Here is a 26136-nt window from a genome sequence, read left to right on the forward strand (position 1 = left end):
GTGCAAACAAGATCACCCAGAGTGATGCCCAGCCCTTGGTCAAACGGATCAGTCGGCGCCAGCAGAACAAGATGCAGGCGCAGCTGACGAAGCCGTCGTGGATGTCGAGGGCGGCGTGCCCAGCGCACGGCCAGCCGGCGGAATGGGTGCAGCAGGGCGAAGGTCTGCTGGACGACGTAGCGCAGCCGGCCCAAGCCTTGATCGCCGGTGTCTTCGGCTGCGGGATGACCGGTTGGGTGCCGCGGTCGCGGCAGACCAGCTCGAAAGGCTTCACTGCTGTACGCCTTGTCGGCCAGCAGGGTCGTGAAGCGGCGTCGTGGGTGTCCCGGTCGGCGGCGATGGGTGGGTAGCCGTCGAGCAGATCGAGGGCGCGGCTGATGTCGGGCACGTTCGCGCCTGACGGAGTACGTAGGCCGGCGGGCCGTTGCCGTCGCAGGTCAGGTGGTGCTTGGAGCCGAGTTTGCCGCGGTTGACCGGCGAGGGGCCTGGCCGTCGAGACGAGACTGAATTTCACCTCGTGGCGCTGACCGGCATCGATTCGGCGGATTCTTGTTAAGGGCAGTTAATGTGGCGGCCATGAGTGATCCACTACGGTCCAGGTCCCACCGAGCCCCGTCGCGGCGATCCCTGCTCACGGCCGGTGCGGTCGGAGCTGGTGTGGTGGTGGCCGGGGCCGGCGCGACGATGCTGGCCGGTGCCGGGATCTTCAGCAGAGGATCGGCCCGCTTCGTGCCGGTCGGTCCTCCCTCCGTCGTTCCGGCACTGACTCCGGCGTCCTGGTCGCAGAACTTCCAGAAGGGCCATGGCTGGACCGCCATCGGCGGCAACGTCGGGAAGGCCATCCTCGACGACACCACCGAGTTCGTCCGCGGCACGCAGTCCGCTTCGCTGACCACCGCCGGGAAGGCCGGCGAGGACGGGGGCAATACCGACCAGGCCAGCCTGGAGCGGCTGGGCGGCCCAGCGGTGAACCTGAAGGGTAAGGCCGTGCGTCTGATCTTCAAGGTGTCGGACGTGAACAAGCTGCGCTGGATCAACTTCTCCGTCGGTACGTCCGGCCTGGCCAACGCCTTCCGGTGGCGGGTGCACACGCACTCGAACACGCAGAACTGGGTGAAGTCTGGCGAGTGGGTGGCGATCACCTTGCAGTGGGGTGACCTCAGCAACTCCGACGGGGCGTACAAGACTGATGCGGCCGGTGTGCCTTCGGTCCAGGCGGGGTTCACCGACATGCGGTTCTCGGTGATCGATGCCGGCAAGGGTCCGTGCACCGTCTGGCTCCAGGCGGTCGAGATCGTCCCGGACACCAGATCCACCTATCCCAACGGGCTGGTGTCAATCACGTTCGACGACTCGTGGCAGGACGTTTTCACCAACGGCCGACCGGCTATGGACAAATACGACCTTCCCGGAACCACGTACACGATCGCCGACCAGATCGACACGGGCGGCCGGTTCACGACGGACCAGCTGCGGGCGGTGCAGAACCTGTCCGGGTGGGAGGTGGCCGGGCACTCCTATCAAGGCGCCGTGCATGCCGCCCGCTACAGCGGGGTGACCGCCGAGGTGGTCGACAAAGACGCCGGCGCGCTGCGGGCGTGGATGCGGGAGAACGACTTCAACAGCGACTCGTTCGCCTATCCCGGCGGCCAGTTCGGGCAGACGACCGACGGCCACAGCGTCGAGGCGATCGTGCAGCGTCACTTCTCCACCGGCCGGTCGATCATCGCCGAGGACAACCGGGAATGCATCCAGCCGCCGATGCCGATGCGGCTGCGCTCGCTTACCGGCATCAGCTCCACAACGAAGGGGATGGCGAACCCGGACACCATGATCGGCCGGGGTGGTGTGCTCGACCGCGCCCAGTACGCCGGCGGCTGGCTCATCCTCTGCTTCCACCGGGTCGTCACGACGACACCGAGGAACAGCTCCGAGTGCCATCGGGACGACTTCGCGAAGATCATGCGGGAGATCAAGGTTCGGGGCATGGAAGTCCGTACGGTCGGCGAGGTCATGAGCTGACCGGAGACGCCGCCGCGATCGGTGAGTTCGACAGCAGATAGCCGCTCTCGAGAGATCCAATAGGTCAGGATCTCGCTTGGAGAGCCTGCGGGAGACGCGCGGGAGCTAGGGGCCGAGCCGGCTTTCCAGATGCGAAATCAGTAGCGACACGTCAGACCTCAGGAGGTTGCACCAGACGCCGGCTTCAGGCGCCTTCGCTCGACCACGCTTGTCGCCGTCACCACACTCATCGGCGGCACGTCCTTCGCGACGACGGCGCCCGCGCCGACGACCGAGCCTCGACCGATGGTCACTCCGGGGGTGACCGTGACCGTGGCGCCGATCCACACATCGTCCTCGATGACGATCGGCGCATGCGTGATGAAGTCGTACCGCTCGTCGAGCTCGACCGGGTGCCCGGCGGTGCTCAGAGTCACCCGGGGACCGATCAGGACGCGGTCACCGATGGTGATGCCCCCGTAGTCGAGGAAGAAGCATCCCTGGTTGATGAACACGCGCTCTCCGAACGACGCCCCGAGCCCGTAGTCGCAGTAGAACGGCGGCAGGACGGACAGAGAGTCAGGGATCGGCTTACCGAAGATCTCGGCCAGCACGGTCCTGCGCGCGTCGAGGTCGTCGAACGGCAGCGCGTTGAGGCGCGAGGTCAGGGTCATGACCAGTGGCACCCGCTCCGCGAAGGCTCGTGACTCGGGCGTCCGTGTTCGCAGGCGTTGCTCGTTGCGCACGAGGCGATGCTGACACACCGAGCCGGAGACCGGAAGACAGGGCCCGTCTCCCGGATCCCGGCCACCCAATACACACGACCGTCCAAAGGGGAACCTCGAAGGCTTCAGGTTCCGCGCTTTCGCCGTTCCTTGCAAGGCTTCGATCGCTCACTTCTTACGACTCGTCCATTCAGGGGGGACAATGCGACTTCGGCTCGGCGCACGGCGCCTGGCAACCGGGCTTGCCGGTTTGGGTGTGCTCTTCTCCATCGGCGCCGTCACGGCCACTCCGGCGGCCGCCAGCTTCTGGAACTGCCCGGACGGCTCCTCGTGCTACTACGAGCACGAGTACGGCGGAGGCCGTATGTGGAGGGCCCCGAGCTGCGGGTTCTTCAACCTCGGCGACCCGAACGTGGTGAATCCGGTGTTCAACGACAGGATCACCTCGATCAACAACGCGGGCAACGGCGACATCGACCTCTACAACTGGGAGGGCCGCTGGGTCCACCTGGGTACGGTGAAGAAGGGGTACTGGGTCGGCCGGCTCGACGGCGGCACCAACGACAAGGTCGACGCGATCCAGATCGCCTGCTGATCCACCCGCTGCACCTGGCGCCCCGTCCCGGGCCGAGGAGGCGGACCTGGTCCGGTCCCGCTCCTCTGCCCGGGGCGGGGCGCTTTGCCGGCCCGGAGACCCCCTGGCTCACCGCCACGACGCGGCCACGGGAGTGCAACGGCCGGCCGTCGAGGAATGGGGCGCACGGGCACACCACGAGACCCCCGCGGACAGGGCACACCGCGACACCCCCGCAGCGCGGTATGACGGATCACTCGGCGACGTTTTTCCTGCTACCGCCGTCGATCCCTGCCGGTGCGGAACCGGCCGAGTGGTACCCGCAGGCGGATTGTGTTTAGATCACGCGGCCATAGCGGAGTCCATCAACGTCTCGGCTCCGGATCCGGGCTCACCACGGGGGACCACATGAACCTTCACGCCGGCTGACGACCGCCGCCGACTCCTGACTCTTCCTTGCCCGCGTCCGCGCTCCTCGCGCGTGCGCCGCTTCGACGTGCTCGAATTCTCCGAATGGATCCTCTGTGGTGAACCCACTGTCGCGCGCACGCGCGCTCCTGGTCTCGTTGCTCGCCCTGCTCCTCGTCGTCTCCGGGCTGCACGCGCCCCCGGCCTCCGCCGCACCCGCCGCCGACGCGCGGCGGCAGCTCGCCAAGTTGCTGGAGGGCGACCAGCCGATTCCGGTACCGCCGCTGGTCACCCAGCCCTGGGACGGTACGACCGGCCTGGACGTCACCGCGGAACGGTGGCGCAAGGCCGTCTCCGATGTCGCCCAGCTGTCGCCCGAGACGGAGGTCCGTCAGGCGGCGCTGGCCGCGCTGGCCACCGGTGACAACCAGAAGATCCAGCAGTTCGCCACGGTCGAGAAGCGCCAGCTCGAGACGCAGGTCGCCGCCCGCAAGAAGCAGCAGGCCGCGGACAACCTGACGAAGATCAAGGCGATGAAGGGCACCGGCGGTGCCTACTTCAACGCCGAGGTGGACCGGGTCCTCGCCGGCACCGACAGCGACCGCGAGGCGTTTCTCGCGTACGGCGCCGACATCGTCCGCGCCCGCGACGAGAAGGTCGCCGGCGACGCACGGGCGCGGGCCGCGCAGCTCCGGGAGCGGCTCCGGGTCTTCGCCGGTGCCGCGCCCGCGGAGTCGCAGGTGCGGGCCGCCGCCGAGCTCGCGCTGGCCGGGGACGACGCGGCCGTCGCCGCGTTCTGGGAGACCGGGTACGTCACCGCGGCCAAGGCCGACGCCGCGGCCCGCGAGCAGTACCTGCAGAGCCTGGAGGCCCGCAACAAGGCGGCCGAGGACCTGTCGGAGCTCGCCCAGCGCGCCAAGCGGGCGTCGCAGGCACGGACGAGGCTGCTCGCCGCCCACGGTGACGCGGTGCGGGAGCTGCAGCGGGCCGCGAACTCGATGGCCGGCGCCGCGAACGCCGCCCGGAACGCCGAACGCGTCCTGGCCGGTACGGGCACCACGGCCGCCAAGGCCACCGAGCTGGACGCGGCGAAGGCGCAGACCGCCAACGACGTGCGGGCCGCCCAGCAGGCCGCCGAGCGGGCGGGCGCGGCTGCGGCGATCGCCAACACCGCCGCCGACGACCTGATCGAGACCGGGCTGACGTACGGCGCCGAGTGGTCGCTGATCGTCAACGGCATGAGCGCCGCCGTGGTCGCCGCGCACGGCGCCGCCACGACCGCGGGGCACGCGATCGACGCGACCATCGCCACCAACAACGCGCAGGGTGCCCAGGCCCGGGCCGAGGCGCACGCCCAGCAGGCCGTCAAGTGGCGCCAGCACGCCGAGGAGCACGCCAAGGCCGCGGCGAGGCTCGCCGACGCCGCCAAGCACCAGGCCGAGGCCGCCAAGACGGCCGCGGCGCGCGCCAAGAAGGCCCGCGAGCAGGCGCAGGCCGCCGAGGCCGAGGCCTGGGCCGCCGCGGAGCGCACCCGCCAGCAGCGGCAGATCGCCGAGGCGCAGGCCGCGGAGGCCAAGCGGCAGCGGCAGATCGCCGAGGCCGAGCGCGCCGAGGCCGAGCGGCAGCGCGGCATCGCCGAGCAGCAGGCGGCCGTGGCCAGGTCCCAGCGGGCGGCGGCGGAGGCCCAGGCGGCCACCGCGCGGGCCGCCCGGCAGCGCGCCGAAGCGGCCGACCAGGCCGCCGGCGCCGCCGCGGGCCGGGCGTGGGAGCAGGAGGGCCGGGCTCGCGTCGCCCGCGACGAGGCCGTCGCGGCCGAGCGCGCGGAGCAGAGCGCGAAGGCCAGGGCGGCCGCCATGCGCGCGAGCGTGGCCAGCGCCGGCACCGAGACCGAACGGCAGGAGGCGCAGCGGCAGGCCGATCAGGCCGGCGTCGAGGCCGGCACGGCCGGCACGGCCGCGCGGTCGGCACGGTCGGCGGCCAACGGTGCGACCAGCGCCGCGGCGAACGCGCGCGCCGCGGCGAACCGGGCCCAGCAGGCCGCCGAGCGGGCCTTCGCGGCCGCGGAGGCCGCCGAGGCGGCCGCGAAGGCCGCCGACGCCGCGGCGGACAAGGCCGAGGCCGGCGCCCGGCAGACCCACGCCGCACGGCTGCGGGCGGACGCGAAGGCGGCGGAGGCCACCGCGCAGGAGGTCAAGGCCGCCCGGGCCGCCCAGTCGGCGGTGAGCCTGGCGGAACAGGCCGCGGACGAGTCCGTACGGTCGCTGTGGGCCGCCAACCGCACCAAGGACGAGGCCGAGGCGGCGACGACCGAGGCGGTCGCCGCGGCGGCACAGGCGGACATCGCGGTGAACGCCGCGGCCGCGGCGCGGCAGTCGTCGGCGGGCATCGCCGAGCCGGCCAACACGGCCATCGGCATGGTCTCGCCGTTCACCGGAAGCGACATCGACGCCGACTTCGTCAAGCTCGTCGCCGAGCAGGCCGCGTCCATCGGCCAGGAGCAGGCGGCGGCCGCGGCCCGGCGCGCCACCGAGGCGCTCACCGCGGCGCAGCGCGCGCAGGAGGCGGCGAACACGGCGAACGCACAAGTCAAGCCGGCGTTCAACGCCGCCGCGCAGGCCGCCCGGTCGGCGGCGGACGCGGCCGCGTCCGCCGCCGAGGCCAAGAAGGCGGCGGCGCAGGCGGCCGCCGACGGGGCAGCCGCCCGTTCCGCCGCGGCCAGCGCGGGCCGGGCGGACGCCCAGGCCCGGGCCGACGCGATCGCGGCCCGCAAGGCCGCGAACGAGGCGGCCAACGACGCGGCCATCGCCGGGCAGGCCGCCCAGGCGGCGCAGGCCGCGGCCAACGCCGCGGCGTCCGCGGCGACGGCCGCCGAGAAGGACGCCGCCGCGGCCCAGGGCGCGGCGACCCAGGCGGAGGCCGACGCCGCAGCGGCGGAGCTGGCGGCCTCGAGCGCTCAGGAGTACGCGGACTCGGCCCAGCTCGCCGCCAACAACGCGGTACAGCTCGCCGCCGAGGCGCAGAAGGCCGCCGAACGCGCCGAGGAGGCGGACCGCAAGCGGGCCGCCGACGCCCTCGCCAACGGGGTCGCCGACACCGGCGGCCTGCCGCAGGGCGAGGCCGAGAAGGCTCTGCTCGACTCGCTCACCCCGGAGGAGCGCGCGGAGTACCTCAAGGCGAAGGAGGAGGCCAGCAAGGGCCTGATCGACTTCCTCAAGGAGAACGCCTGGGAGCTGTTCGAGGAGCTGTCCGGCATCGGTGACATCAAGAAGTGCGTCTCCGAGGGCAACGTCGAGGCCTGCCTCTGGACGCTCGTCGGGATGCTCCCGGTCGGCAAGATCTTCGGCGCCACGGCCAAGCTGGCCAAGCTCGCACCGAAGGTCCTCAGGTTCCTCGACGGCCTCAAGGCCGCCCGCAGGAAGGTCGAGGACTTCATCTCCTCGGTACGGCACCGCAACGGTTGCCCGGTCAACCTCGCGCCGAACAGTTTCGTCCCGGGCACGCCCGTCCTGCTGTCCGACGGGTCCCGCAAACCGATCGAGGACGTACGCATCGGGGACATGGTCCTGGCCACCGACCCGGTGACCGGGGCGACCGAGCCGGAGCGGGTCGTCGACACCATCACCCGGACCGGCGACAAGGTGCTCGTCGACCTGACCGTGGACACGGACGGCGCCGCGGGCGACGAGAGCGCGACCATCACCGCCACCGACAACCACCCGTTCTGGGCGCCCAACCTGGCCGAGTGGCTCGACGCGGGCAAGATCATCCCCGGTGTCCAGCTGCTGACCGCGTCAGGGCAGCGCGTGCGGGTCGAGGCCGTCCGGTCGCGTGAGCAGCGGGCAACGGTGCACAACCTGACGGTCGCCAACCTGCACACGTACTACGTGGCGGCGGACGACCTGGCGGTCCTGGTGCACAACGTCACCCCGATCCCCTGCGGGACCAGGGCGAACTTCCCCACGGGCGACACCATTCCGGTCCGCAAGCCGGCGGGCGTCGGAAACGCCGCGGGCAAGCACAACTACCGGGAGAACTTCTTCTCGCAGAACGCGGAGACCGGTGCACTCCGCGGCAAGGTGGTGGTGCACCACGCGGTGGAGAAGGACATCGTGAACCGGTACCCGGGTCTGTTCACCGCCGATGAGCTGCACTCCGCGGAGAACCTCCGCGGCATTCCGAAGGGTGCTATCAACAGCAACATCCATCTGAGTGCCATCCGGCTCTCCTGGAACGCCTTCTACAAGGCGCATCCGAACCCCACCAAGCAGGAGGTGCTCGACCACGCCACGAAGGTCGACGACCTGCTGGGGCAGTGGTTCGAGCCGAGGATCAGGTGACGGCGGTGCGATCGAGGTCAGGTAGGTTCGAGCCATGAGTACCGACGAGCCGAACGGCGGACCACGCCGATACGAGATAGATCCGGACCCGGCCTGGGACCTGTCCGACGTGCAGGACGGCGTGCTCACCGTCGAACTGTCCTGGGTGCCCGACTCGCTGGCCGGCCGCCCGCCGGCGCTGGTGGCGAGCCCCGAGCTGGTCGCGGCTCTGTCGGCCGAAGGGCTCACGGGTTACACGACCGGTGCGGCGCGCGCCTCGTTCGACGAGGACTCGCCGGCCGCCGAGGAGGGTGTGGCCGTGCCTGAGCTGGTTCGCCTCATCGTCGGTGACGATCCGGCGGCCGACTTCTTCTACGAGCGCAGCCAGGGTCTGGTCGTCTCGGAGCGGGCGCTCGCGCTGCTCCAGGCCCAGTGCCGGAACCTGACGGTGACGCCGGTCGGCTGAGGCGGAACGTCGTGACGCGGCCCGGGGTGACGAACTCCGGGCCGCGCCGTCTCGGCTATCGGGAGATCTTTGCGGCGGGGATCAGCAGGCCGCGCAGGTCGAACTCCTCGACCGCCGGGGCGGCCAGGGGGAAGTCGCCCTGGGAAAGCTCGGCCACCACCGTGTTGACGAATTCGGTGTAGCGCTCGAACTGCTCCCGCGACTCCCACACCTCGATGACCTCGAAGCCGCGCTTGGTGGCGCGGCCGATGTGGACCAGAAGGCCTTCGACCGCACCTTCCGTACGCCGCAGAAGCTCGGCGTGGATCGCGTCGTACAGCTCGGCCGGGGCGGGAACCTCCGTCGCCACTGCGTACATGACCTGCACCCCTCCCGGCGTCACGATGTGCCCGGCTCGATGATGACCCTGGACATGACGTGACCCACAGCCGTCTGTCGGCCAACCGACGATGTGCTTGCGTGCCGTACACTTCTGCCCGGCTGCAATCCCGGTGCTGCACAGACGGGCGACCGGGCGCCGGACACCGGGAGTTTCCGTCGCTCGCGCCCGTACCAAATCCTCGGCCGCTTCTTGAGCTGCGGTTTTCTGGACCCGGGCGGTCATTCGTGATTGTCTCGGCGGCATGAGGTTTCGCGCGGAGCTGCTGGCGACCGGTGGCACGACGACCGGCTTCCAGGTGGATGACGCGGTTGTCGCCGGGCTGGGCGGGGGTGGCCGCCCCAAGGTGGTGGCCTCCGTCAACGGCCATCGATGGCGCGGTTCCATCGCGAGGATGGGCGGCAGCTACTGGCTCGGTGTCAGTGCCGAGCGGCGCGGGCAGGCCGGCATCGCCGCGGGCGACGTGCTGGACGTCGACGTCGAGCTGGACACGGCGGTCCGGGAGGTCGAGGTCCCGGCCGATCTCGCCGCCGCCCTCGAGGCGTCACCCGAGGCGAAGGCTTGCTGGGACGGTCTTTCCCACAGCAACCGGAAGTGGCACGTCCTGCAGGTCACCGGGGCCAAGACGGCACCGACCCGGGAGCGGCGGATCGCCCGGTCGGTGGCGATGCTCGCCGAGGGCCGGGCGCGTTAGCGGACCCGGCTGAGGGTCGTGCCGACGAGCTTCTGCCAGTCCGCGGCGAACTGCGGGTTGGCGCTCGCGTCGGAGCGGCCCAGGCGGTAGATCGCGTACTGGTCGATGAGGACGACGTTGGCGCGGGTCAGGGCGACGACCGCGACGTCGGCGGTGGCCGGGTGGGCCTTGTCGTACTGCTTGTGGCGGACGGTGACGAAGCCGGCCCAGGCGCCCTCCTCCAGCGACGAGGTGGTGGCCGTCTCGGTGTAGGCCGGCTCCTGGCGGTCGCCGGTCTTGGCGGGCCGCTGCACGCTCTTCGGGCACGCGTCGGCGACCGTACGCAGCGTGGCGAGCGCCGTGGAGGCGGAGATGATGTCGTCGTAGACCAGGGCGTACTGGGTGAGGCTCTGCACGCCCTGGGTGCCCTCGTCGGACAGCGGCGCGGAGGCGAGCCGCGGCTTGCCCGGGATGATGGCCGGATCGGTGTCGCCGCCGCAGATGCTCACCAGCGTGGTGGGCGGCGCCGACTCGGCGGGCGCCTTCCAGGTCGGGCCGATGTCGGCGGGTTTGAGCAGGGCGTTCTGCATCATGGAGACGGTGAGCTTCCCACCGTCCGGCTCGGGGTCGTCGGACGAGCATCCGGCGAACCCCGCCACGACGAGGATCGCGACCATCCCACGAAGCATCCGGCCGAGCACAAGCATTCGGCCATGATGGCAGACGCGGGGTAGTCACCGACGGTCATCGCCGCCGCGTGGCGCGAGGATCTGGTTCACGGCTGTTCCATAATATTGAACATCGTCGAAATCTTTGGGTGTTGTGATGCCCGGATGACGCGTGTCCGAGTCGCCATGGCGATGCTCATCCTCGTGTCCCTGGTGCCGGGCATGCCGGCCGCAGCCGCCCCTCCCCTGTGCGCCTGGCCCCAGGAGGTCGGGGCGCAGGCCTCGAACGTCGCGTTGCCCGACAGCAACGCCCGCTACTGGGTGATGCCGTTCGAGGTGTACAAGGACCGGCGGATCACCGTCACCGGCGCCTTTCCCGACACCCGGTACGCGTCCTTCACCGTCTACGACGGGTTCCAGGGGGTCTTCACCAGCAACGGCGTCTCCTCGGCACGGGCCGACCACGAGATCACGCCGGATCCGGGCAGCGTGAACCCGTGGCAGCAGCCCGCCGTCGCGGGCGGGGCGTACACGTTGCAGATCCGGATGGACGTCGCGCCGGATCAGGTGAACGCCCTGCCGCTGGCCCCGGCCGGCACGCCGGGCGGCGCGCTGGGCTTCCTCGTCTACCGCATCTATCTGCCCACCGGCGGCACCTCGTCGCCGGTCGTGCTGCCCACCCTGACGGTCACCGACGGCGGGCGGACGCGGACGTTGCCGCCCTGCCCGCGTACGGTCGCGGGCACCGCCCCGGACGGCCCGGCCGCCCCGCCCCGGTCGGCGTCGGACCTGGCCTTCGCCCGCACGACGGGCAACGACGAGCTCTTCCCCAACCCGGACAGCGGTTACCTCAGCACCTGGGTGACGCCGCCGGGCCCGGAGACCGTGGTCGTGGTGCGCGGCCGGGCGGCGGCGAGCCCCGACCAGCCGCACCCGCACCCGTGGCCGCAGCGCGGCGACGACATGCGGTACTGGTCGCTCTGCACCAACCTGCGCTTTCCGTACTTCCCCGTCGTGGTCAACCACCTGCCGGGCGGGGAGACCGATCCGGGCTGCCGGCACGACGACGTCGCCGCGGTGGACGCGGGCGGTGACTACACCTTCGTCATCGGTACGGAGCAGCAGCGCAACCGCATCGAGGCCGTCCGGCGCGTGACCTTCGTGCCCTTCTCGGCGGCCGAACCGCGCTCCCGGCACCTGGTGCTGCTGCGCAACATGATGCCGGCGCCGGGCTTCCACCGGTCGGTGCTGGACGTGCCGCCGGACGGGCGTCCCGGCACGGCCGCGGCGGTGATGGGCGACTACTACCCGCGCGCGCACCTGTGCCCGCTGTCCATCCTCGACACCTGCGCGTTCGAAGCCGGGCGGCGATCAACCCCCCGACCGTCCTAGGGTGGAGGAATGCGTCACTACTCGGTCGAGCTGGCGCCGCCGGGCGGAGGACGCTCCGGCACCGTCGCCGTCTACGGGCACTGGGGCAGGCCCGTCCTCGTCTTCCCCACCGAGAACGGCGATGCGTGGGAGTTCGCCCGCACCGGCACGGTCGGCGCCGTCGCGCACCTGATCGATGCCGGCCGGGTCAAGCTGTACTGCGTCGACTCGTTCGACGCCGAGACGTGGTCGGCGCACCACCTGCCGCTCGAGGAGCGGGCCTGGCGGCACGCCGCCTACGAGGAGTGGGTGCTCGAGGCGGTCGTGCCGCACATCCGGGCCGACACCGGGCCGGCCGACATCGTCACGGCCGGGTGCTCGCTGGGCGCCTTCCACGCCCTGAACTTCGCCTTCAAGCGGGCCGACCTGTTTCCGCTGGCCCTGTGCCTCTCCGGAAACTACGACCCGGGCTCGTGGCACGGCTGGGGCGAGCGGGGGGACGCGGTCTACTTCAACAGCCCGGTGGACTACGTCGCCCGCCTGCACGGAGACCACCTGGACTGGCTGCGGGAACGGCTGTCGCTGGTGCTGGTGTGCGGACAGGGCCAGTGGGAGGACACCACCGGCGCGCTGGAGTCGACGCGGCGGATGGGCGCGCTGCTCACCGGCAAGGGCATCCGGCACGAACTGGACCTCTGGGGCCCGGACGTGCCGCACGACTGGCCGTCATGGCGTGAGCAGCTGGCCCATCACCTGCCCACGCTCAGCTGAGCGACGGCGGCGAAGGAGATCGAGGCGCTGTCGGTGCCGCCCGGCGTGGTGAGCCTGAGGGTGGCCGCACCCGCGGGCCGGGCCGGGACGGTCACCCGCACCTGCGAGTCCGACACCCGGGTGAACCGGAGGCTGGTGGTGCCCAGCAGCACGCTCGTCGCGTCGGTCAGTCCGGTGCCGGTGATCGTCACCGCCGTCGGCCTGGCCGTCGACGCATTGATCACGCTCAGAGACGTGATCACCGGCGGCGGCGGGGCGACGTACCGGAAGGTGCCGCCACCCTCGGAGGTGCCGCCCGGGGTGGTGACCCGGACCGTCACCGTGCCGGCCGCGTGCGCGGGGATGGAGACCTTGAGCTGGGTCGCCGACACCCGCGTGAACCGGGCCGGAACGCCGTCGACGGTGACCCCGGTGGCCCCGGTGAAGTCGGTGCCGGTCAGCACGACCGGGGTGGTCTTGTACGTCAACCCGCTGGCCGGCGCCACCGCGCTGACGGTGGGCGGCGGCGGGTTCTGGTAGGTGAGCTGGCCGGTGACGCTGCTGGTGCTGCCGAAGGTGTTGGTGACCGCGACCGGGTAGGTGCCGGCGGACTTGGCCGGCGCGGCGAAGGTGAGCGACGTCGGGGTCACCGACTTGGCGGCGACCTTCGTCGTGCCGACCATGACGCTGGTAGCGCCGGTGAGGTCGGTGCCGGTGAGCGTGATCGTCGCGCCGCCGAAGACGAGCAGGCTGGCGGGGTTGAGCGAGGTGACCGCCGGGGGCGGGGGAACGAAGGTGAACTTGCTGACCTTGCTCACGGCGCTGGTGCCCGCCGCGCTGGTGACCCGTACGTCGACGAGGCCGCCCGCGGCCAGGGCCGGGGTGACCGCGACCAGCGTGGTGACACCCAGAGTGGTCCGCTCCTCGAAGGTGGCGGTGCGGTCGCCGAAGCGGACCGAGGTCGCGCCGCTGAGACCGGTGCCGCGGATGGTGACCGAGGTGCCCGCCGGACCCCTGGCCACGGACAGCGCGGTCACGGTCGGCGCCGCCGCGACCGGCGGACCGGCCGGGGTGGCGATGCCGTCGACGCTGAACCCGGTCATCGCCTGCCGGGTGATGAACGCCCAGGACAGCTTGGCGTCACCGCCGTTGCCCCAGCTCTGCCCCCACGAGTTGCGGATAAGCACGCCCTGGGAGTCGTAGCCGTACGCCGCGATCATGTGGTTGCCCAGGTTGGTGCCGGAGGTCGTGCTGTATACGGAGTGGCTGCGCAGGTTCATGAAGTCCTGGTAGACCGGGATGCCGAGGGCGACGGGCGAGCCGGTGGCGAGCGCCTGCTTGATCGACTCCTGGGCGGCGGCACCCTGGTTGGCGCCGTTGAAGAGCAGCCGGTAGCCGCTGACCCGGTAGTTCTTGGCGTTCTCGATCTGCGTCGTGGTCGGGGCGATCCTCCAGTCGGTGGTGCCCTGCCAGTAGTCCGCCTGGGTGTCGATGCCGGCGGACTTGACGTTGGCCAGCACGGAGTCCGGGTACAGCCCGGCGCTGGGAGCGCCGCCCCGGACGACGTTGCGCAGGTAGAGGAACAGCGGGGCGTACGGTGCGCCGCTGCCGCCCGTACGGTTCGCGTAGTAACCCATGATGCTGTAGCCGATGGTCCAGGCGACGCACGCGCCCACCTGGCCCTGGTCGCCGGGCGGCGGCGCATACCGCCGCAGGTCGACGCTGGCGGGCAGCACGTCGAGGGCGTGTGCTCCGTCGCGGACCCGGGCCGGGGTCCGGGTGGGGCTGGTCACGAGCCCGCCGACGGCGTGCGGGAGCTTGCCGCCGCGCGGGGCGGCCGAGGCGGGAGCGGGGGCGATCGTGGCCGGGGCGGCAGCCAGTACGGCCGCGGCCACCATGAGCCACCCGCGGTGCAGCGCACGCGTCGTCAAGCGCATCCGGGGTCCTCCTCAGGGCGATGCGAGGCACCCACCATCGGCAGGCTTGCGGGGATCTTGAGACAGATGACGACCGCGGTCCGCGTAGGGTCGGGCCATGATCGGCGAACCGCTTCTGACCCACCGGGACGAGGGCGGCTGCGACGTTCCGCTGCTGGTCTGGCGCCTGAGCGAGCCCGCACTCGCGATCTCGTCGGCGGTGCTGGGCGGCGGGATCGGGCCCTGCCGGTGGCTGGTCAACGCGACCGTGCCGATGTCGTACGACCGCGACGACCCGGCCGTCCACCTGGCCGGGATCGCCGCCGGCCTGGGACTGGCCGGTCCCGGCGTCGGCCTGCTCACCGGCGTCGACGTCGCCGACGTGGTCACCGCGGACGAGGAAGGGGTCCGGCTCTGGGCCACGGTCGGCCTCGGCGCCCCCGTCCAGGCCGCCGCACCGGCCGCCGAGGCGGCACCGCACGCCGGGACGGTCAACATCGTGGCCTGGGTGCCGCGGCGGCTGAGCGACGGCGCCCTGGTGAACGCGGTCGCCACCCTGACCGAGGCCAAGACGCAGGCGATCCGCGAGCTGGGCCTGGCCGCCACCGGCACGGCCACCGACGCCGTCGCCGTGCTCTGCCCGCCGGCGGGCCCCGAGGCCGAGTACGCCGGGCCGCGGTCGCAGTGGGGCCGGCGACTGGCCCGCGCCGGCCACCGCGCCGTCCTCTCCGGCGGCGCCGTCAACCTGGCCGGGACGGCGTCGTGGTCCGAGCGCCGGGCGGGTACGCACACCGACCCGTAGCGAGCTCTTGCCCTCCCCGGCGCCCCGGTACGAGGATGGTCGTCGATGTCCGCAAGTCCGTGCGGGAGCATCATGACCCCGATGATCAAGAAAGCCCGGCCCGCCCTGCTGCGGCTCCTGCTGGCCGCCGACGAGCCGGGCGCCGTACGCCTGGTCCGCCGATTGCTGGACTCCGGCGTCGACCACGAACGGGTGCTGCTCGGCCTCGTCGCGCCGGTGATGGCGTACGTCGGGCACCTCTGGCAGCACAACCGGCTGTCCGTCGCCCACGAACACGCGGCGAGCTCCGTGGCCGAGCGCGTGGTCGCCGCCGTGCGCGTGCACGCCGGCGCCCGGCCGCACCGCCGGGACAGGCTGGTGATCGCCTGCCCCGAGGGCGAATGGCACACGCTGCCCCCGCGGCTGCTCGCCGAGACGCTGCGGTTGCAGGGCTGGCCGGTCACCTTCCTCGGCGCGGGACTGCCCGCCGCGCACCTGACCGTCTACCTCCAGCAGTACCACCCCGTCGCGGTCCTGCTCAGCGCCTCGCTCACGGTCCGGCTGCCGCAGGCCCGTCGCTCCGTACTGGCGGCGCGGCGGGCCGGCGTCCCCGTGCTCGCCGGCGGCGCGGGATTCGGCCACGACGCGCGCCTGGCCCTGCGGCTGGGCGCCCACGCCTGGGCGTCCGGTCCCTCCGACGCGGCCGCGCTCCTGCACGACTGGCCGCCCAAGGAGCCGGCCCACGCCACGCTGGAACACCTGGCCGACGAGGAACACGCCCGCCTCTGCCGGGCGATCCCCGGCCTGACCGACAGCGCGATGCAGATCCTGCGGGAGGAGTTCCCGCCGCTGCACGACTACGACCGCCGTCAGCTCGAGGCCACCAGGGACGACCTGCAGCACATCCTGAACTTCCTGGCCGCCGCGGTCTACCTCGACGAGTGCACGGTGTTCACCGAGTTCATCGGGTGGCTCGCCAGCGTCCTCGCCGCGCGGGACGTGCCGCCGGGCAGCGTGCAGCCCGTGCTGGCCCATTTCCAGAACACCCTCGACGGCCGCCCCCGCACGCAGCGCATCCTCGCCGCGGGACAGCACGCGCTCGGCATCGCGCTGCAAGGCTCGCCGGCACCGCCGCTCCTGTGAGGAAAGCGGCTGGGAGCCCACCCTGGGGATCACCTTGCCGCACTGTGGCAGCCTCGCCCACGCGCGCACCGATCATGACACCGCTCCCGACGAATGGAGACACCGTTGGCCAACCGGCTGCTGTACCTGGCTCGGCACGGCGAAGCCGTCGACGACGGTAACCTCACTGCCCGCGGCCGACAGCAGGCCGACCTGCTCGGCGAACGTCTGGCCACCGTGCCCCTGACGGCCATCCACCACGGCCCGCTGCCACGCGCCGCCCAGACCGCCGACCTGATCAGCCGGCACCTTCCGGGCGTACCGATGCACTGCTCGGACGTCGTCGGCGACTACGTCCCGCCCGTGCCGGACCTCCAGGCCCTGCGCGAGGTCTACGCCCGTTTCCTCGACGGCGTCACCGCCGAGGAGTACGCCACCGGAGCGACTCTGGCCGCCGCGGCCCTCCAGCAGCACGCGGTGCCCACCACAACGGACAGCCACGAACTGGTCATCACGCACAGCTTCTTGATCGCCTGGTTCGTTCGCCATGCTCTCGACGCCCCGGACGCCCGCTGGCTCGGCCTCAACGCCGCCAACTGTGCCCTGACCGTGCTCCTCTACCGCCCCCACCGCCCACCGACGCTGGTCAGCTTCAACGACACCAGCCACCTACCACCGGAACTACGCTGGACGGGCTTCCCGCCTGAGCTTCACGTCTGAGACACCTCACCTGGATGCCGGCCGGTCGGGTTGACCTCAACCGAACTTGAACTCCTACGGTCGGCACATGACGATCAAGGAGTACCCCCAGGACCAGCTTGCCGCCCAGCCCATCGGCTACTGGACCGGCGCCGCCAACGAGATCATCATCGGCACCATCCGCGCCGCGCTCGGCGAGGAAGACCTCACCCAACCGCACTGGTGGATCCTCAACCACATCGCCGGCGCCCCCGGCACGTGGACCCGCGAGGCCCTCACCGCCAAGCTCTCTCCGTTCGACACCCAACGCCTCGACTTCGAGGCCATCTACGGCGACCTCACCGCTCGCGGCTGGATCACGGAGACCGACGGCCGGCTCAGCCTCACCGAGGTCGGAGAGGCGGGCCGCCAACGGGCAGCGGCCCGCATGCACACCGTGCACCAGCAGACCCACGAAGGCATCGAGACCGAGGAGTACATCGCCGCCCTCGACGTCCTTCGCAGGATGATCGGCAACCTCGGCGGCAACAGCGACCTCCCCTAGCTGCGCTGCCGAGGTCTCCGGATCGCACAGCCAGGGACGGGGTGGAGTGGCGCCGGATGCTCGAGGAGCAGGAAGCGGCGACCGAACGATCAACCGCTGACCACGCATCGAGCGGGGGCCGGGGCGCCGTCAGGCGGCGTCGGCGTGGGGCTGTGGGGTGGCGTCCGGCAGGGATGGGCCGCGTTCCGGGATGGCGTCGGCGCGGGTGGGGTCGGTGCGCCACAGGCCGCCGCCGGCCGCGCCCTGGGCGGTGGCGATCATCGAGGTGAAGGCGGTGCGGATCTGGAAGTCCACCTGTTCCGGCGGCAGGTCGGAGAGCTCCACCAGCAGCGACGCGCTGCCCAGGATGCCGTACGCGTTGCGCGCGATGCCCTCGTAGTCGCCGCCGGGATAGCGGGTGACGTTGGCGCCCGCCGCGACCGTCAGGACGTCGGCGTTGCGCACGGTCAGCTGCCGTGAGCGCGTCACCGCCGCCTCGCCGGCGAGCGTGCTGGTCGGCCACAGGACCGAGGCCGTGGTCTCGCGCCCGTCGGGCTGCAGGTAGCGGCCCTGCATGTGGTAGTCCACCACGATCGCCGGACGGGTGGCGTGCCACCGGCGCAGGATCGCCCGGGCCTCGGGGACGGGGTTGTCCTCGATCGGCGTCAGCGGGTTGTGGAAGCGGTTGATGTCGTAGCCGACGCCGGGTCGGGCGTATTCGCCGGTGGCGCTCGGGTCGTGGTTGTAGCGCTGGTTGCGCACCGCGCCGTCGGGGTTGACCTGGACGACGATGTCGAGGGTGACCCGGGAGCGCAGCCACCGGTGCCACGCGCTGTCGGGCACGCCGAGCGCCCACAGGGCCCGCACGGCGGCCGGGGTGCCCAGCGGCTCGTCGCCGTGCTGCTGGGTGAGGTAGAGCAGGCGCACGTCGCCGGTGCCGACGCTCGCGAGCGGGATCGGGCGCTGCTCGTTGCTGCTGCCGACGACGCCGAGCCGGACCCGCCCGTCGCTGGCGCGGGCGATGCGGCTCAGCGCGCGGGCGACCTCCTCGGGCATGGGCCGGTCGGGGATCAGACCGGCGGGCGCGCTCGCGGCGAGACTCGCCACGGACGGTGCGGGCGGCGCGCCGGTCGCGGCACTCGCCCCCGGCGGTGTCAGCAGGGCGGCCCCGACGACCACGGCACCCGCGGCGACCCACAGCCTCGACCTCATCCGATCCCCCTTGATCGACATCGATGATTGGCTATGTTCCAACCTATTGCAGATCGGCCCGGGCAACCATGACTTTCCGGCCCGGCCGCGGACACCGAGGCCTCACCGAGCTCGTTGCCGCCGCGACAGGGGCGTCCCGCGGGGGAGGCGCTCCGCGGCGTGGGTCACCGCCCGGCGGGTGGTCGGCGCTCCCCCGTCTCGCCAGGGGCGGAGACGGGCTCAATTTCCCGGCCGGCGCGCCGATAGGGCCAAGGGGAGGAAGGCCACGACAGAAAGAAAGAGTCTGATGCTTTCTCTTCTGGGACGCCTGCGGGTAGGCGCACGTCTCGTGATATGCCTCGGCACCGTGACGGCGCTGTTCCTCGCCGCCGGGATCGTGGGGTTCATCGCGTTGCGCGAGCAGGACCGCGCGGTGGCACACATGAAGGACATGCTGCTGCTGAGCCGCGCCGTCCAGGAGATCAAGTACTTCAACTCCGACGTGAGCGGCTGGCAGGTCGCCTACGCCTGGGAGGCTGCCCTCGGCGATCCCAAGGAGGCGGTCAAGCCCGAGGCGGTGAGCCGCGCCGGCTACCTGGAGGTCGTCGGGCGCCTGCGTACGCACCTGTCCGGCGTCGACACCTCGGCCATGACCGCCGAGGAGGCGAAGACCTTCCAGGCGATCCGCACCGACTGGGACGCGTTCCTCGAGATGGACGACACCATCGCGGCGATGTTCGCCGAGGGCACCCCGGCGTCGGTGAGCAAGGCCAACGAGACCATCGGCGGCGCCTCCTGGGACATCTACTTCCGGATCCTGGAGAACACGCAGAAGCTCGTCGACAGCGCCCAGTCCCGCAGCGACGCCGCGGCCAAGGAGGCGACGGCCGCGTCCCGGACCGCCCAGATCCAGCTGGCCGTCGGCATGGGCGTGGCGCTGCTGCTGGCGGTGCCCCTGGTGTGGGCGACCCGGCGCAGCATCGTCGCGCCGCTGACCGCGGCGGTGGGCACGCTGAAGGCCGTCGCGGGCCGGGACCTGACCCGGCGGGTGGACACCGCGGCGATGGGCGGCGAGCTGCGCGACATGGGTACGGCGGTCAACGAGGCCGCGGACACCCTGGGCGCGGCCGTCGCCCAGCTCAAGTCCGACGCCGCCCAGCTCTCGGAGGCGTCCCAGGCGCTGCGCGCGAGCACGGGCCTGATGGTCGCCGGCTCGGACGAGGCCGCCACCGGGGTCGCCAACGCGGCGTCCGCGGCGGAGGAGGTCAGCACCAACAGTCAGACGGTCGCCGCCGCCACCGAGGAGATGGAGGTGTCGATCCAGGAGATCAGCCACAGCGCCACCCAGGCGGCGACGGTGTCCGGCGAGGCGCTGAACGCGGCGAGCGTCGCGGGCGAGCGGGTGCGCCAGCTCACCAGCTCGTCGTCGGAGATCGGCGCGGTCGTGAAGGTGATCAACGCGATCGCCCAGCAGACGAATCTGCTCGCCCTCAACGCCACCATCGAGGCCGCCCGCGCGGGTGAGCTGGGCAAGGGCTTCGCCGTGGTCGCCGGGGAGGTCAAGGACCTGGCTCAGGAGACCGCCCGGGCCACGGAGGACATCAGCAACCGGGTCCGCGCCATCCAGGAGGACAGCACCGGCGCCGCCGAGGTCATCGGCACGTTCCAGGGCGTCATCGAGCGGATCAACGAGTACGTGACCACGATCGCCAGCGCCGTCGACGAGCAGAGCGCCACGACGGCCGAGATGAGCCGCAACGTGTCCCAGACCGCCACCGGCTCGGCGCAGATCGCCGAACACGTGACCATGGTGGCCACCACGGTCCAGAACACCCACCACGCCGTGACCGCCAGCAGTACCACGATCGACGAGCTCACCCACATGGCCGAGCAGATGAACCGTACGGCGAGCACCTTCCAGGTCTGACGCTCCCCGGGCTACGCCACCACTGCGGTGGCCGCGGACTCGACGGCGGCGCGCAGGCACTGGGCGAGGCCGATCGCCTGCAGGACGGACAGCACGGGCGCGCGCAGCTCGAAGGCGAGGCTCTGCCGCGCGGCCAGCAGCCCGCCGCGGTTGCTCAGTTCGGCGACCGGCGTGCCGGCCTCGTCGGCCAGGGTGAACTGGCGTGCCGTCCAGCTTCCCTTGGTGGTCAGCACCCGGCCGTCGGGCAGCGACACGACGCCGGGGCCGGTCGGGCCGGTCCAGCCGCTGAACTTGAGGGAGAGCAGGAACTGCGACTGCGGGCCCATCAGCTCGTACTTGTTGCCCCAGAAGCCGGCCTGCGCGCCGGTGGCGAGCAGCGACTCGCCGGCCGCGTCCCGGATCTCGAAGCGCCGGCGCACGCCCCACGGCTCGCGGTGGATGGTGGCGACGGGCGCGCCGTCGGCCGTCGTGACGGTGGAGGTCGTGCCGAGGAAGGAGGCGTCCGGCAGGAGGAGGACTCCGGTGAAGGGCGCGTACATCCTTCCATCCTCGCCAGCGGGCGCAAGCGGTCAGGATCGTGCGTCGAGCCATCCGCAGTCGGAGCAGACCTCGAAGCCGCGGAACTGGGCGAGGCGGCGGCGGGCACAGACCGGGCACGCCACCCGGTACCGCTCGGGGTGGTTGCCCGCCCGGCCCGCCGGGTGCACGACGGTGAAGAACATCCGGCGCTGCCAGGCGCCGTCGCCGGCATCCACGGCGAGCACGCCGGAGCGGCGCCGTACGTCGGCGCGGACCAGCACCCGGGTGGCCGCACCCGGCAGGGGCGGCACGAGCAGCAGCGGTGCCACCTCCGCGGGTTTGGCGTCCTCGACGCCGGAGATGACCGACGCGTCCCGGCGGATCCCCTCGGTGCCGAACGGGCCCGCGGGGCCGAGCGGACCCGGCGGGCCGGGCGGCACGGGCCCCGCGAGCGGCAGGTCCAGGCACCAGGGCGGGCGGGGCCCGGGGTCGGACTGGCCCAGCCGGGTCCGGAAGAGCACCCAGAGACCCAGCGTCTCCGCGCCGATCAGGCCGACCTTCACGTCGGCGCCGCGCTCGTCGTTGAGGCCCTGCACCCGCGGGCCCCACTTCGTCACCCGCTGCGCCGCCGCGACCGCGATCCCGATGCCGGGATACAGCACGTCCGCGACCGCCACGGTGAACCGCCACAGCGCGCCCCGCGCGACCCCGCCGGTGATCGGCTCGCACCCGGCGGCGGCCCACTCGGAGACCCGGCGCTGCTGCGGGCGGTCCGGCAGCTGCGGGCGCCGCGGCAGCGGGATCCCGCCGGGCGGCTCGAACCAGGACGGTCGCTCGTTCGGGATGTCGCGGTGGCCGGAGCGCATTGACACATGCTGACACCGCGCCCATGCCGCGGCCACCCGCCGTGCGGCGCACCGATCCCCGGGAAATCGCTCCTGAGCTGGGCATTGCCCGAATTCGCCGGGGGCGGCGGGTACTCCTTCCGGGTAACCCGCCGCCTGCCGTCGAGATCAGAAGCCGCCGGTGTAGAGCAGGCGGTTGGGCGAGCCGGAGCCGGGGCTCGTCACCACGCCCGTGGTCGCCGCGCCCACGATGGCCGAGTGCACCTCGGCCGACGTCGCGGTCGCGTGGGTGGCCAGGTAGAGGGCGGCCGCCCCGGCGACGTGCGGCGCCGCCATCGACGTGCCGCTGATCGTGTTGGCGGCGGTGTCGTTGGTCGCCCACGCCGAGGTGATGCCGATGCCCGGCGCGAAGAGGTCGACGCAGGTGCCGCGGTTGGCCCAGTTGGCCTTGCGGTCGTTGGTGTCCACGGCGGACACCGTCAGAGCGGTCGGCACGCGGGCCGGCGACTGGGTGCACGCGTCGAGGGCGATGAGGCCGAACAGCCCGTTTCCGGCGGCGATCGAGTACGTCACGCCGGAGGCGATCGACCGGCTCACCGCGTTGTCGAGCGCGGTGTCCGCCCCGCCGCCGAGGCTCATGTTGGCCACCGCGGGCTTCTGCGCGTTGGCGGTCACCCAGTCGATGCCCGCGACGACCTGCGCGGTGGTGCCGCTGCCCTGGCAGTTGAGCACGCGGACCGCGACGAGCCGCACGCTCTTGGCGACGCCGTACGAGGTGCCGCCCACGGTACCCGCCACGTGCGTGCCGTGGCCGTGGCAGTCGTCGGCCGTGCCGCCGTCGACGGCGTCGAACCCGCTCGTCGCCCGGCCGCCGAAGTCGCGGTGGGTCGTGCGGATGCCGGTGTCCACGATGTACGCGTGCACGTTCGCGGCGCCGGTCGAGTAGGTGTACGCCTGGTTCAGCGGCCGGTTGCGCTGGTCGATGCGGTCCAGCCCGTACGACGGCGGGTTGGTCTGGGTGTCGCTGGCCCGGTGGACCACGTCGGCCTGCACGTAGGCGACCGCGGGGTCGGCGGCCATGCGCCGCGCCTGCTGGGCGCTCATCGTCGCGGCGAAGCCGCGCAGGGCGTGCGAGTACGTCTGCCGTACCGTGCCACCGTGCCGGTTCGCGAGGATGCTCGCCTGCCCGGCGACCGGCGACCGGTCCTCTTCGAGAACCACGACGTAGCTGTTCGGGACGACCTCGGCGCCGGCGGCGACGAGGACGGGCTGCTCGGCGGGCGCCGCGGTGGCGGGCGCCGACAGGCCGAGGGTGGTCAGGGCGACGGCCGCAGTTGCCGCGATCGTCCACCGCACCGATGTCTGCATGAACGCCTCCCGATGGTGACGGGTTGACTGCGTTCCGTGAACGTAACAGTTGCATCGATGATTGAAAATGTTTCGGAGACAACCGACTTTTCAGTCCGTCTCGGCCGGTCCTTCGAGGCCGGCGCGCTCGTCACGCTCCGCCCACTCCAGCAAGGGACGCAGGTCATAAGCCTTGTCGTCGATCGCGGCGTGCAGGTCGCCGAGCTCCGCGAAGCGCGCCGGAACCGTGACGATCGTGAAGTCGTCCGGCTCGGCATCGTCGATCTCGTTCCACCGGATCGGCGTGGAGACCGTGCCGCGCTGGTTGCCGCGCACCGAGTACGCGCTCGCGATGGTGTGGTCCCGGGCGTTCTGGTTGTAGTCGACGAAGAGCTTGCCGGGATCCCGGTCCTTGCGCCACCACGTCGTCGTGACGTCGCCGGGGGCGCGGCGCTCCACCTCGCGGGCGAACGCGAGCGCCGCCCGGCGGACGTCACCGAAGCCGTACTCGGGCTTGATCCGGACGTAGACGTGCAGGCCCCGGCCGCCGGAGGTCTTCGGGTAGCCCGTGATCCCGAGCTCGTCGAGGACCTCGTGGGCGACGTGCGCGACCCGCCGTACGGTCGCGAAGTCGCAGTCGGGCATCGGGTCCAGGTCGATACGCCACTCGTCGGGCCGCTCGGTGTCGGCGCGCCGGGAGTTCCACGGGTGGAACTCGACCGTGGACATCTGCACCGCCCAGACGACGTCGCCGAGCTGGGTCACGCACAGCTCGTCGGCGTGCCGGTGGTAGCGCGGAAACGTGACCCGGACGGTCTGCAGCCACGGCGGGGCGCCGTGCGGCACCCGCTTCTGGTGCACCTTCTCACCCGCGAGCCCGTCCGGGAAGCGGTGCAGCATGCACGGGCGTTCCCGCAGCGCCCGGACGATGCCGTCGCCGACGCTCAGGTAGTAGTGGACGAGGTCGAGCTTGGTCAGGCCGAGCTCGGGGAAGTACACGCGGCCGGGATTCGAGATCCGTACCGTGTGCTCCCCCGCCTCGACCTCCACCGCGGGCGGCTTCGTGGCCATGGATCACAACGTAGCGGCTCAGTCCTCGGCGCGGTGGCGGCCCACGTGAACCAGGTGGCGCTGCTCCGGGATCGCCGCCTTGCGACCCCCGCCCAGGTGCTTGATCTCGTACATCGCGTGGTCCGCGGCGCGCAGCGCCTGGTCGGGGTCGTCCGCCGCGTTCGCCACGTGGACACCGACGCTCGCGCCGATGGTCACCTCGTTGCCCTGGACGTAGAACGGCCGCTCGATCGCCAGGCGCACCCGGGTGCTCATCGCGTCGGCGTCCGCGCGGTTGGTGATGCCGGGCATGAGCACCACGAACTCGTCACCGCCGACCCGGGAGAGCACGTCCTGCTCGCGTACGCACGAGCCGAGCCGGTCGGCGACCTGGCGCAGCAGCTCGTCGCCCGCCTCGTGGCCGTGGGCGTCGTTGACCGGCTTGAAGCCGTCCAGGTCGACGAAGAGCACCGCCACCGGCTCCTGCCGCAGCGACGAGCCGAGGGCGTCCTGCATGCGGCGGCGGTTGGGCAGCCCGGTGAGCGCGTCGTGCTGCGCCTCGTGGGCCAGCCGCTCCTGGAAGGCGCGGGTCTCGGAGACGTCGCGGGCGTTGATCACGATGCCGTTCAGGGCCGGGTTGTGCATCTGGTTGGAGGCGGTGAACTCGAACCAGGTGGACTTGCCGGCGGCGTTGAGGACGCGCGTCTGCAGGCGCAGCACGCTGTCCCGGTCGTCGAACAGCCGGCCGAAGGCCTCCATCATGCGCGGCCGGTCCTCGGGGTGGACCAGCTCGAAGACGCTGTGGCCCTGCAGCGAGCCCGGCGGGAAGTGCAGCACCGACGCCGCGCTCGGGCTGGAGTACGAGAGCCGCCCGTCCGCGTCGAGCACGGCCACCATGTCGGGTGCGTGCTGGAACAGGGCCTGGAACTTCTCGTCGGCACGCCGGCGCTGCACCTGGGTGCGGTAGCCGAGGATGGAGATGCCCACCGCGCCGATCAGCAGCATCGCGAGCAGGGTCAGGTTGATCGTCTGGCTGCGGCGGTGGACCGCGCCGTCGAAGGAGGCGGTCGTCTGCGTGCGGACGTACGCCCAGCCGCCCGGCAGGACGTCGCCGGAGACCACGATGGCGATCATCTCGACCCGGTCGAGCTCGTACTCCGCGAAGGTGGAGCCGGACGCGTTCGCCCGGGCCGCCGCCACGATCGCCGGGTCCACCCGGGTGCCGATCCGGCCGGCCTCGCTGCTGATGCCGACCACGCCGGCCGGGTCGACGATCAGCGTCGTGTGCGACGCCGACTTCAGCTTCGCGGTGTACGCCTGCAGCGACGTACCGGCGAGCTTGGTGTAACCGATGAGCAGCGCCACGGGCGCGCCGCCGACCTCGATCGGCACCGCGACGGCCTGGAGCGCCACGGGCACGCCCTTGGCGTCGGTGACGCTCATGACCGGCGAGAAGCCGGGCTTGCCGTTCATCAGCAGGTCGCGCATGACCTGGTAACCGGGGTCGGCGGCATCGGGCAGCGGATTGCTGCGCGTGGCGTTGATCAGCGCACCGTCGAGGGAGGTGAGCGCCGCGCCGTACGGGAACAGCGCGGACTTCTTGACGTACCCCTCGAGGACCTTGCGGTCGGCGGCCTGGCCCGGCGCCAGGGTGAAGGGGTGACGCGCGGCGAACTCGCTGAGCTCCTTGGCCGACAACAGCTGCATCGACCCGGCCAGCGTGGCGTTGTTGACCGCCAGTGCCTGGGAGTCGGCGCGGTGCACCGTGTCGGCCGCACGCAGCGCCGAACGGTTCACCAGTACGCCGACGATGCCGACGGCCACCAGCAGCAGCACGCTGACAACCACGGCGATCCAGTTGCGCAGCCGCATCGAATGCCTCCTC

At 72.0% G+C, this 26136-nt stretch carries 23 protein-coding genes; 13 read left to right on the plus strand and 10 right to left on the minus strand.

What is annotated here, in order from left to right; translation table 11 throughout:
- The first annotated feature begins 35 nt into the window (after positions 1–35).
- Together IEY99_RS13570 and IEY99_RS13575 are read left to right on the plus strand one after the other, a co-directional pair.
- Positions 36–350: a hypothetical protein gene (locus tag IEY99_RS13570; RefSeq protein WP_189202990.1), complete on the plus strand. Its 315-nt coding sequence runs from the start codon at positions 36–38 to the stop codon at positions 348–350.
- 307 nt (positions 351–657) lie between these two features.
- Entirely contained in the window at positions 658–2022 is a 1365-nt protein-coding gene (locus IEY99_RS13575) for a polysaccharide deacetylase family protein (RefSeq protein WP_189202992.1), read from the plus strand.
- Between the two features lie 158 nt (positions 2023–2180).
- Here IEY99_RS13575 and IEY99_RS13580 read toward each other — a convergent pair whose 3' ends face one another.
- Positions 2181–2747, minus strand: coding sequence for a sugar O-acetyltransferase (locus IEY99_RS13580; RefSeq protein WP_189202994.1), 567 nt, complete (start codon positions 2745–2747; stop codon positions 2181–2183).
- 235 nt (positions 2748–2982) lie between these two features.
- Here IEY99_RS13580 and IEY99_RS13585 point away from each other — a divergent pair, with 235 nt between their 5' ends.
- The 3 genes from IEY99_RS13585 (at position 2983) to IEY99_RS13595 (ending at position 8490) form a co-directional block, all read left to right on the plus strand.
- Positions 2983–3321 (plus strand): peptidase inhibitor family I36 protein, encoded by a 339-nt coding sequence (locus tag IEY99_RS13585; RefSeq protein ID WP_189202996.1) that lies wholly within the window; start codon positions 2983–2985, stop codon positions 3319–3321.
- A gap of 503 nt (positions 3322–3824) precedes the next feature.
- Positions 3825–8045, plus strand: a complete 4221-nt coding sequence (locus IEY99_RS13590; RefSeq protein ID WP_189202998.1) for a Hint domain-containing protein — start codon at positions 3825–3827, stop codon at positions 8043–8045.
- A 34-nt stretch (positions 8046–8079) separates the two neighbouring features.
- Positions 8080–8490 (plus strand): hypothetical protein, encoded by a 411-nt coding sequence (locus IEY99_RS13595; protein WP_189203000.1) that lies wholly within the window; start codon positions 8080–8082, stop codon positions 8488–8490.
- Between the two features lie 55 nt (positions 8491–8545).
- On the opposite strand, the gene IEY99_RS13600 is transcribed toward IEY99_RS13595, so the two are convergent.
- Positions 8546–8848, minus strand: coding sequence for a hypothetical protein (locus tag IEY99_RS13600; protein WP_189203001.1), 303 nt, complete (start codon positions 8846–8848; stop codon positions 8546–8548).
- A gap of 265 nt (positions 8849–9113) precedes the next feature.
- Between IEY99_RS13600 and IEY99_RS13605 the strand changes: the two genes are divergently transcribed.
- Positions 9114–9563 (plus strand): YdeI/OmpD-associated family protein, encoded by a 450-nt coding sequence (locus tag IEY99_RS13605; RefSeq protein WP_189203003.1) that lies wholly within the window; start codon positions 9114–9116, stop codon positions 9561–9563.
- Here the strand turns inward: IEY99_RS13605 and IEY99_RS13610 are convergent.
- On the minus strand, positions 9560–10249 hold the full coding sequence (locus IEY99_RS13610; RefSeq protein WP_189203005.1) for a hypothetical protein: 690 nt from the start codon (positions 10247–10249) through the stop codon (positions 9560–9562). The two genes, IEY99_RS13605 and IEY99_RS13610, sit on opposite strands and share 4 nt — an antisense overlap.
- 126 nt (positions 10250–10375) lie before the next feature.
- Here IEY99_RS13610 and IEY99_RS13615 point away from each other — a divergent pair, with 126 nt between their 5' ends.
- Both IEY99_RS13615 and IEY99_RS13620 read left to right on the plus strand, forming a co-directional pair.
- Entirely contained in the window at positions 10376–11602 is a 1227-nt protein-coding gene (locus tag IEY99_RS13615; protein ID WP_189203007.1) for a hypothetical protein, read from the plus strand.
- 9 nt (positions 11603–11611) lie between these two features.
- Positions 11612–12352 carry an esterase family protein gene (locus IEY99_RS13620; RefSeq protein ID WP_189203009.1) on the plus strand — a complete coding sequence of 247 codons (741 nt, stop codon included), beginning with the start codon at positions 11612–11614 and terminating at the stop codon, positions 12350–12352.
- Here IEY99_RS13620 and IEY99_RS13625 read toward each other — a convergent pair.
- Entirely contained in the window at positions 12331–14268 is a 1938-nt protein-coding gene (locus IEY99_RS13625) for an IPT/TIG domain-containing protein (RefSeq protein ID WP_189203011.1), read from the minus strand. The genes IEY99_RS13620 and IEY99_RS13625 overlap by 22 nt on opposite strands.
- A gap of 97 nt (positions 14269–14365) precedes the next feature.
- On the opposite strand from IEY99_RS13625, the gene IEY99_RS13630 reads away from it, so the two are divergent.
- From IEY99_RS13630 to IEY99_RS13645, 4 genes are all read left to right on the plus strand, one after another.
- Positions 14366–15049: an adenosylcobinamide amidohydrolase gene (locus IEY99_RS13630; RefSeq protein WP_189203013.1), complete on the plus strand. Its 684-nt coding sequence runs from the start codon at positions 14366–14368 to the stop codon at positions 15047–15049.
- 81 nt (positions 15050–15130) lie between these two features.
- Complete coding sequence (locus IEY99_RS13635) at positions 15131–16171, plus strand: cobalamin B12-binding domain-containing protein (protein WP_189203015.1); 1041 nt, start codon at positions 15131–15133, stop codon at positions 16169–16171.
- Positions 16172–16276: 105 nt separating this feature from the next.
- On the plus strand, positions 16277–16870 hold the full coding sequence (locus IEY99_RS13640) for a histidine phosphatase family protein (RefSeq protein WP_229798624.1): 594 nt from the start codon (positions 16277–16279) through the stop codon (positions 16868–16870).
- A gap of 67 nt (positions 16871–16937) precedes the next feature.
- Complete coding sequence (locus IEY99_RS13645; protein ID WP_189203019.1) at positions 16938–17393, plus strand: MarR family winged helix-turn-helix transcriptional regulator; 456 nt, start codon at positions 16938–16940, stop codon at positions 17391–17393.
- A 129-nt stretch (positions 17394–17522) separates the two neighbouring features.
- Here IEY99_RS13645 and IEY99_RS13650 read toward each other — a convergent pair whose 3' ends face one another.
- A complete protein-coding gene (locus IEY99_RS13650) occupies positions 17523–18584 on the minus strand; it encodes a M14 family zinc carboxypeptidase (protein ID WP_189203021.1) in 1062 nt (353 codons plus the stop codon).
- 346 nt (positions 18585–18930) lie between these two features.
- Between IEY99_RS13650 and IEY99_RS13655 the strand changes: the two genes are divergently transcribed.
- Positions 18931–20490 (plus strand): methyl-accepting chemotaxis protein, encoded by a 1560-nt coding sequence (locus IEY99_RS13655; RefSeq protein ID WP_189203023.1) that lies wholly within the window; start codon positions 18931–18933, stop codon positions 20488–20490.
- Positions 20491–20501: 11 nt separating this feature from the next.
- Here IEY99_RS13655 and IEY99_RS13660 read toward each other — a convergent pair whose 3' ends face one another.
- The 5 genes from IEY99_RS13660 to IEY99_RS13680 all read right to left on the minus strand — a co-directional run bounded on the left by IEY99_RS13660 (position 20502) and on the right by IEY99_RS13680 (position 26123).
- Positions 20502–21029 carry an LURP-one-related family protein gene (locus IEY99_RS13660; protein WP_189203025.1) on the minus strand — a complete coding sequence of 176 codons (528 nt, stop codon included), beginning with the start codon at positions 21027–21029 and terminating at the stop codon, positions 20502–20504.
- A 30-nt stretch (positions 21030–21059) separates the two neighbouring features.
- Positions 21060–21875 (minus strand): hypothetical protein, encoded by an 816-nt coding sequence (locus tag IEY99_RS13665; RefSeq protein WP_189203027.1) that lies wholly within the window; start codon positions 21873–21875, stop codon positions 21060–21062.
- Between the two features lie 147 nt (positions 21876–22022).
- Positions 22023–23222: a S8 family peptidase gene (locus IEY99_RS13670; protein WP_189203029.1), complete on the minus strand. Its 1200-nt coding sequence runs from the start codon at positions 23220–23222 to the stop codon at positions 22023–22025.
- A gap of 90 nt (positions 23223–23312) precedes the next feature.
- Positions 23313–24272: a non-homologous end-joining DNA ligase gene (gene ligD, locus IEY99_RS13675; RefSeq protein ID WP_189203031.1), complete on the minus strand. Its 960-nt coding sequence runs from the start codon at positions 24270–24272 to the stop codon at positions 23313–23315.
- Between the two features lie 18 nt (positions 24273–24290).
- On the minus strand, positions 24291–26123 hold the full coding sequence (locus IEY99_RS13680) for a sensor domain-containing diguanylate cyclase (RefSeq protein ID WP_189203033.1): 1833 nt from the start codon (positions 26121–26123) through the stop codon (positions 24291–24293).
- Between the last annotated feature and the right edge of the window lie 13 nt (positions 26124–26136).

It is taken from the genome of Couchioplanes azureus (assembly GCF_014648355.1).
GTDB lineage: Bacteria > Actinomycetota > Actinomycetes > Mycobacteriales > Micromonosporaceae > Actinoplanes > Actinoplanes azureus.

What these genes read in the sequence shown, in the direction of transcription:
- IEY99_RS13595 (WP_189203000.1), top strand. Translation starts at nt 8,080, where the DNA reads ATGAGTACCGACGAGCCGAACGGCGGACCACGCCGATACGAGATAGAT.
- IEY99_RS13600 (WP_189203001.1), bottom strand. Translation starts at nt 8,848, where the DNA reads ATGTACGCAGTGGCGACGGAGGTTCCCGCCCCGGCCGAGCTGTACGAC.
- IEY99_RS13605 (WP_189203003.1), top strand. Translation starts at nt 9,114, where the DNA reads ATGAGGTTTCGCGCGGAGCTGCTGGCGACCGGTGGCACGACGACCGGC.
- IEY99_RS13610 (WP_189203005.1), bottom strand. Translation starts at nt 10,249, where the DNA reads ATGCTTGTGCTCGGCCGGATGCTTCGTGGGATGGTCGCGATCCTCGTC.
- IEY99_RS13615 (WP_189203007.1), top strand. Translation starts at nt 10,376, where the DNA reads ATGACGCGTGTCCGAGTCGCCATGGCGATGCTCATCCTCGTGTCCCTG.
- IEY99_RS13620 (WP_189203009.1), top strand. Translation starts at nt 11,612, where the DNA reads ATGCGTCACTACTCGGTCGAGCTGGCGCCGCCGGGCGGAGGACGCTCC.
- IEY99_RS13625 (WP_189203011.1), bottom strand. Translation starts at nt 14,268, where the DNA reads ATGCGCTTGACGACGCGTGCGCTGCACCGCGGGTGGCTCATGGTGGCC.
- IEY99_RS13630 (WP_189203013.1), top strand. Translation starts at nt 14,366, where the DNA reads ATGATCGGCGAACCGCTTCTGACCCACCGGGACGAGGGCGGCTGCGAC.
- IEY99_RS13635 (WP_189203015.1), top strand. Translation starts at nt 15,131, where the DNA reads ATGATCAAGAAAGCCCGGCCCGCCCTGCTGCGGCTCCTGCTGGCCGCC.
- IEY99_RS13645 (WP_189203019.1), top strand. Translation starts at nt 16,938, where the DNA reads ATGACGATCAAGGAGTACCCCCAGGACCAGCTTGCCGCCCAGCCCATC.
- IEY99_RS13650 (WP_189203021.1), bottom strand. Translation starts at nt 18,584, where the DNA reads ATGAGGTCGAGGCTGTGGGTCGCCGCGGGTGCCGTGGTCGTCGGGGCC.
- IEY99_RS13660 (WP_189203025.1), bottom strand. Translation starts at nt 21,029, where the DNA reads ATGTACGCGCCCTTCACCGGAGTCCTCCTCCTGCCGGACGCCTCCTTC.
- IEY99_RS13665 (WP_189203027.1), bottom strand. Translation starts at nt 21,875, where the DNA reads ATGCGCTCCGGCCACCGCGACATCCCGAACGAGCGACCGTCCTGGTTC.
- IEY99_RS13670 (WP_189203029.1), bottom strand. Translation starts at nt 23,222, where the DNA reads ATGCAGACATCGGTGCGGTGGACGATCGCGGCAACTGCGGCCGTCGCC.
- ligD (WP_189203031.1), bottom strand. Translation starts at nt 24,272, where the DNA reads ATGGCCACGAAGCCGCCCGCGGTGGAGGTCGAGGCGGGGGAGCACACG.
- IEY99_RS13680 (WP_189203033.1), bottom strand. Translation starts at nt 26,123, where the DNA reads ATGCGGCTGCGCAACTGGATCGCCGTGGTTGTCAGCGTGCTGCTGCTG.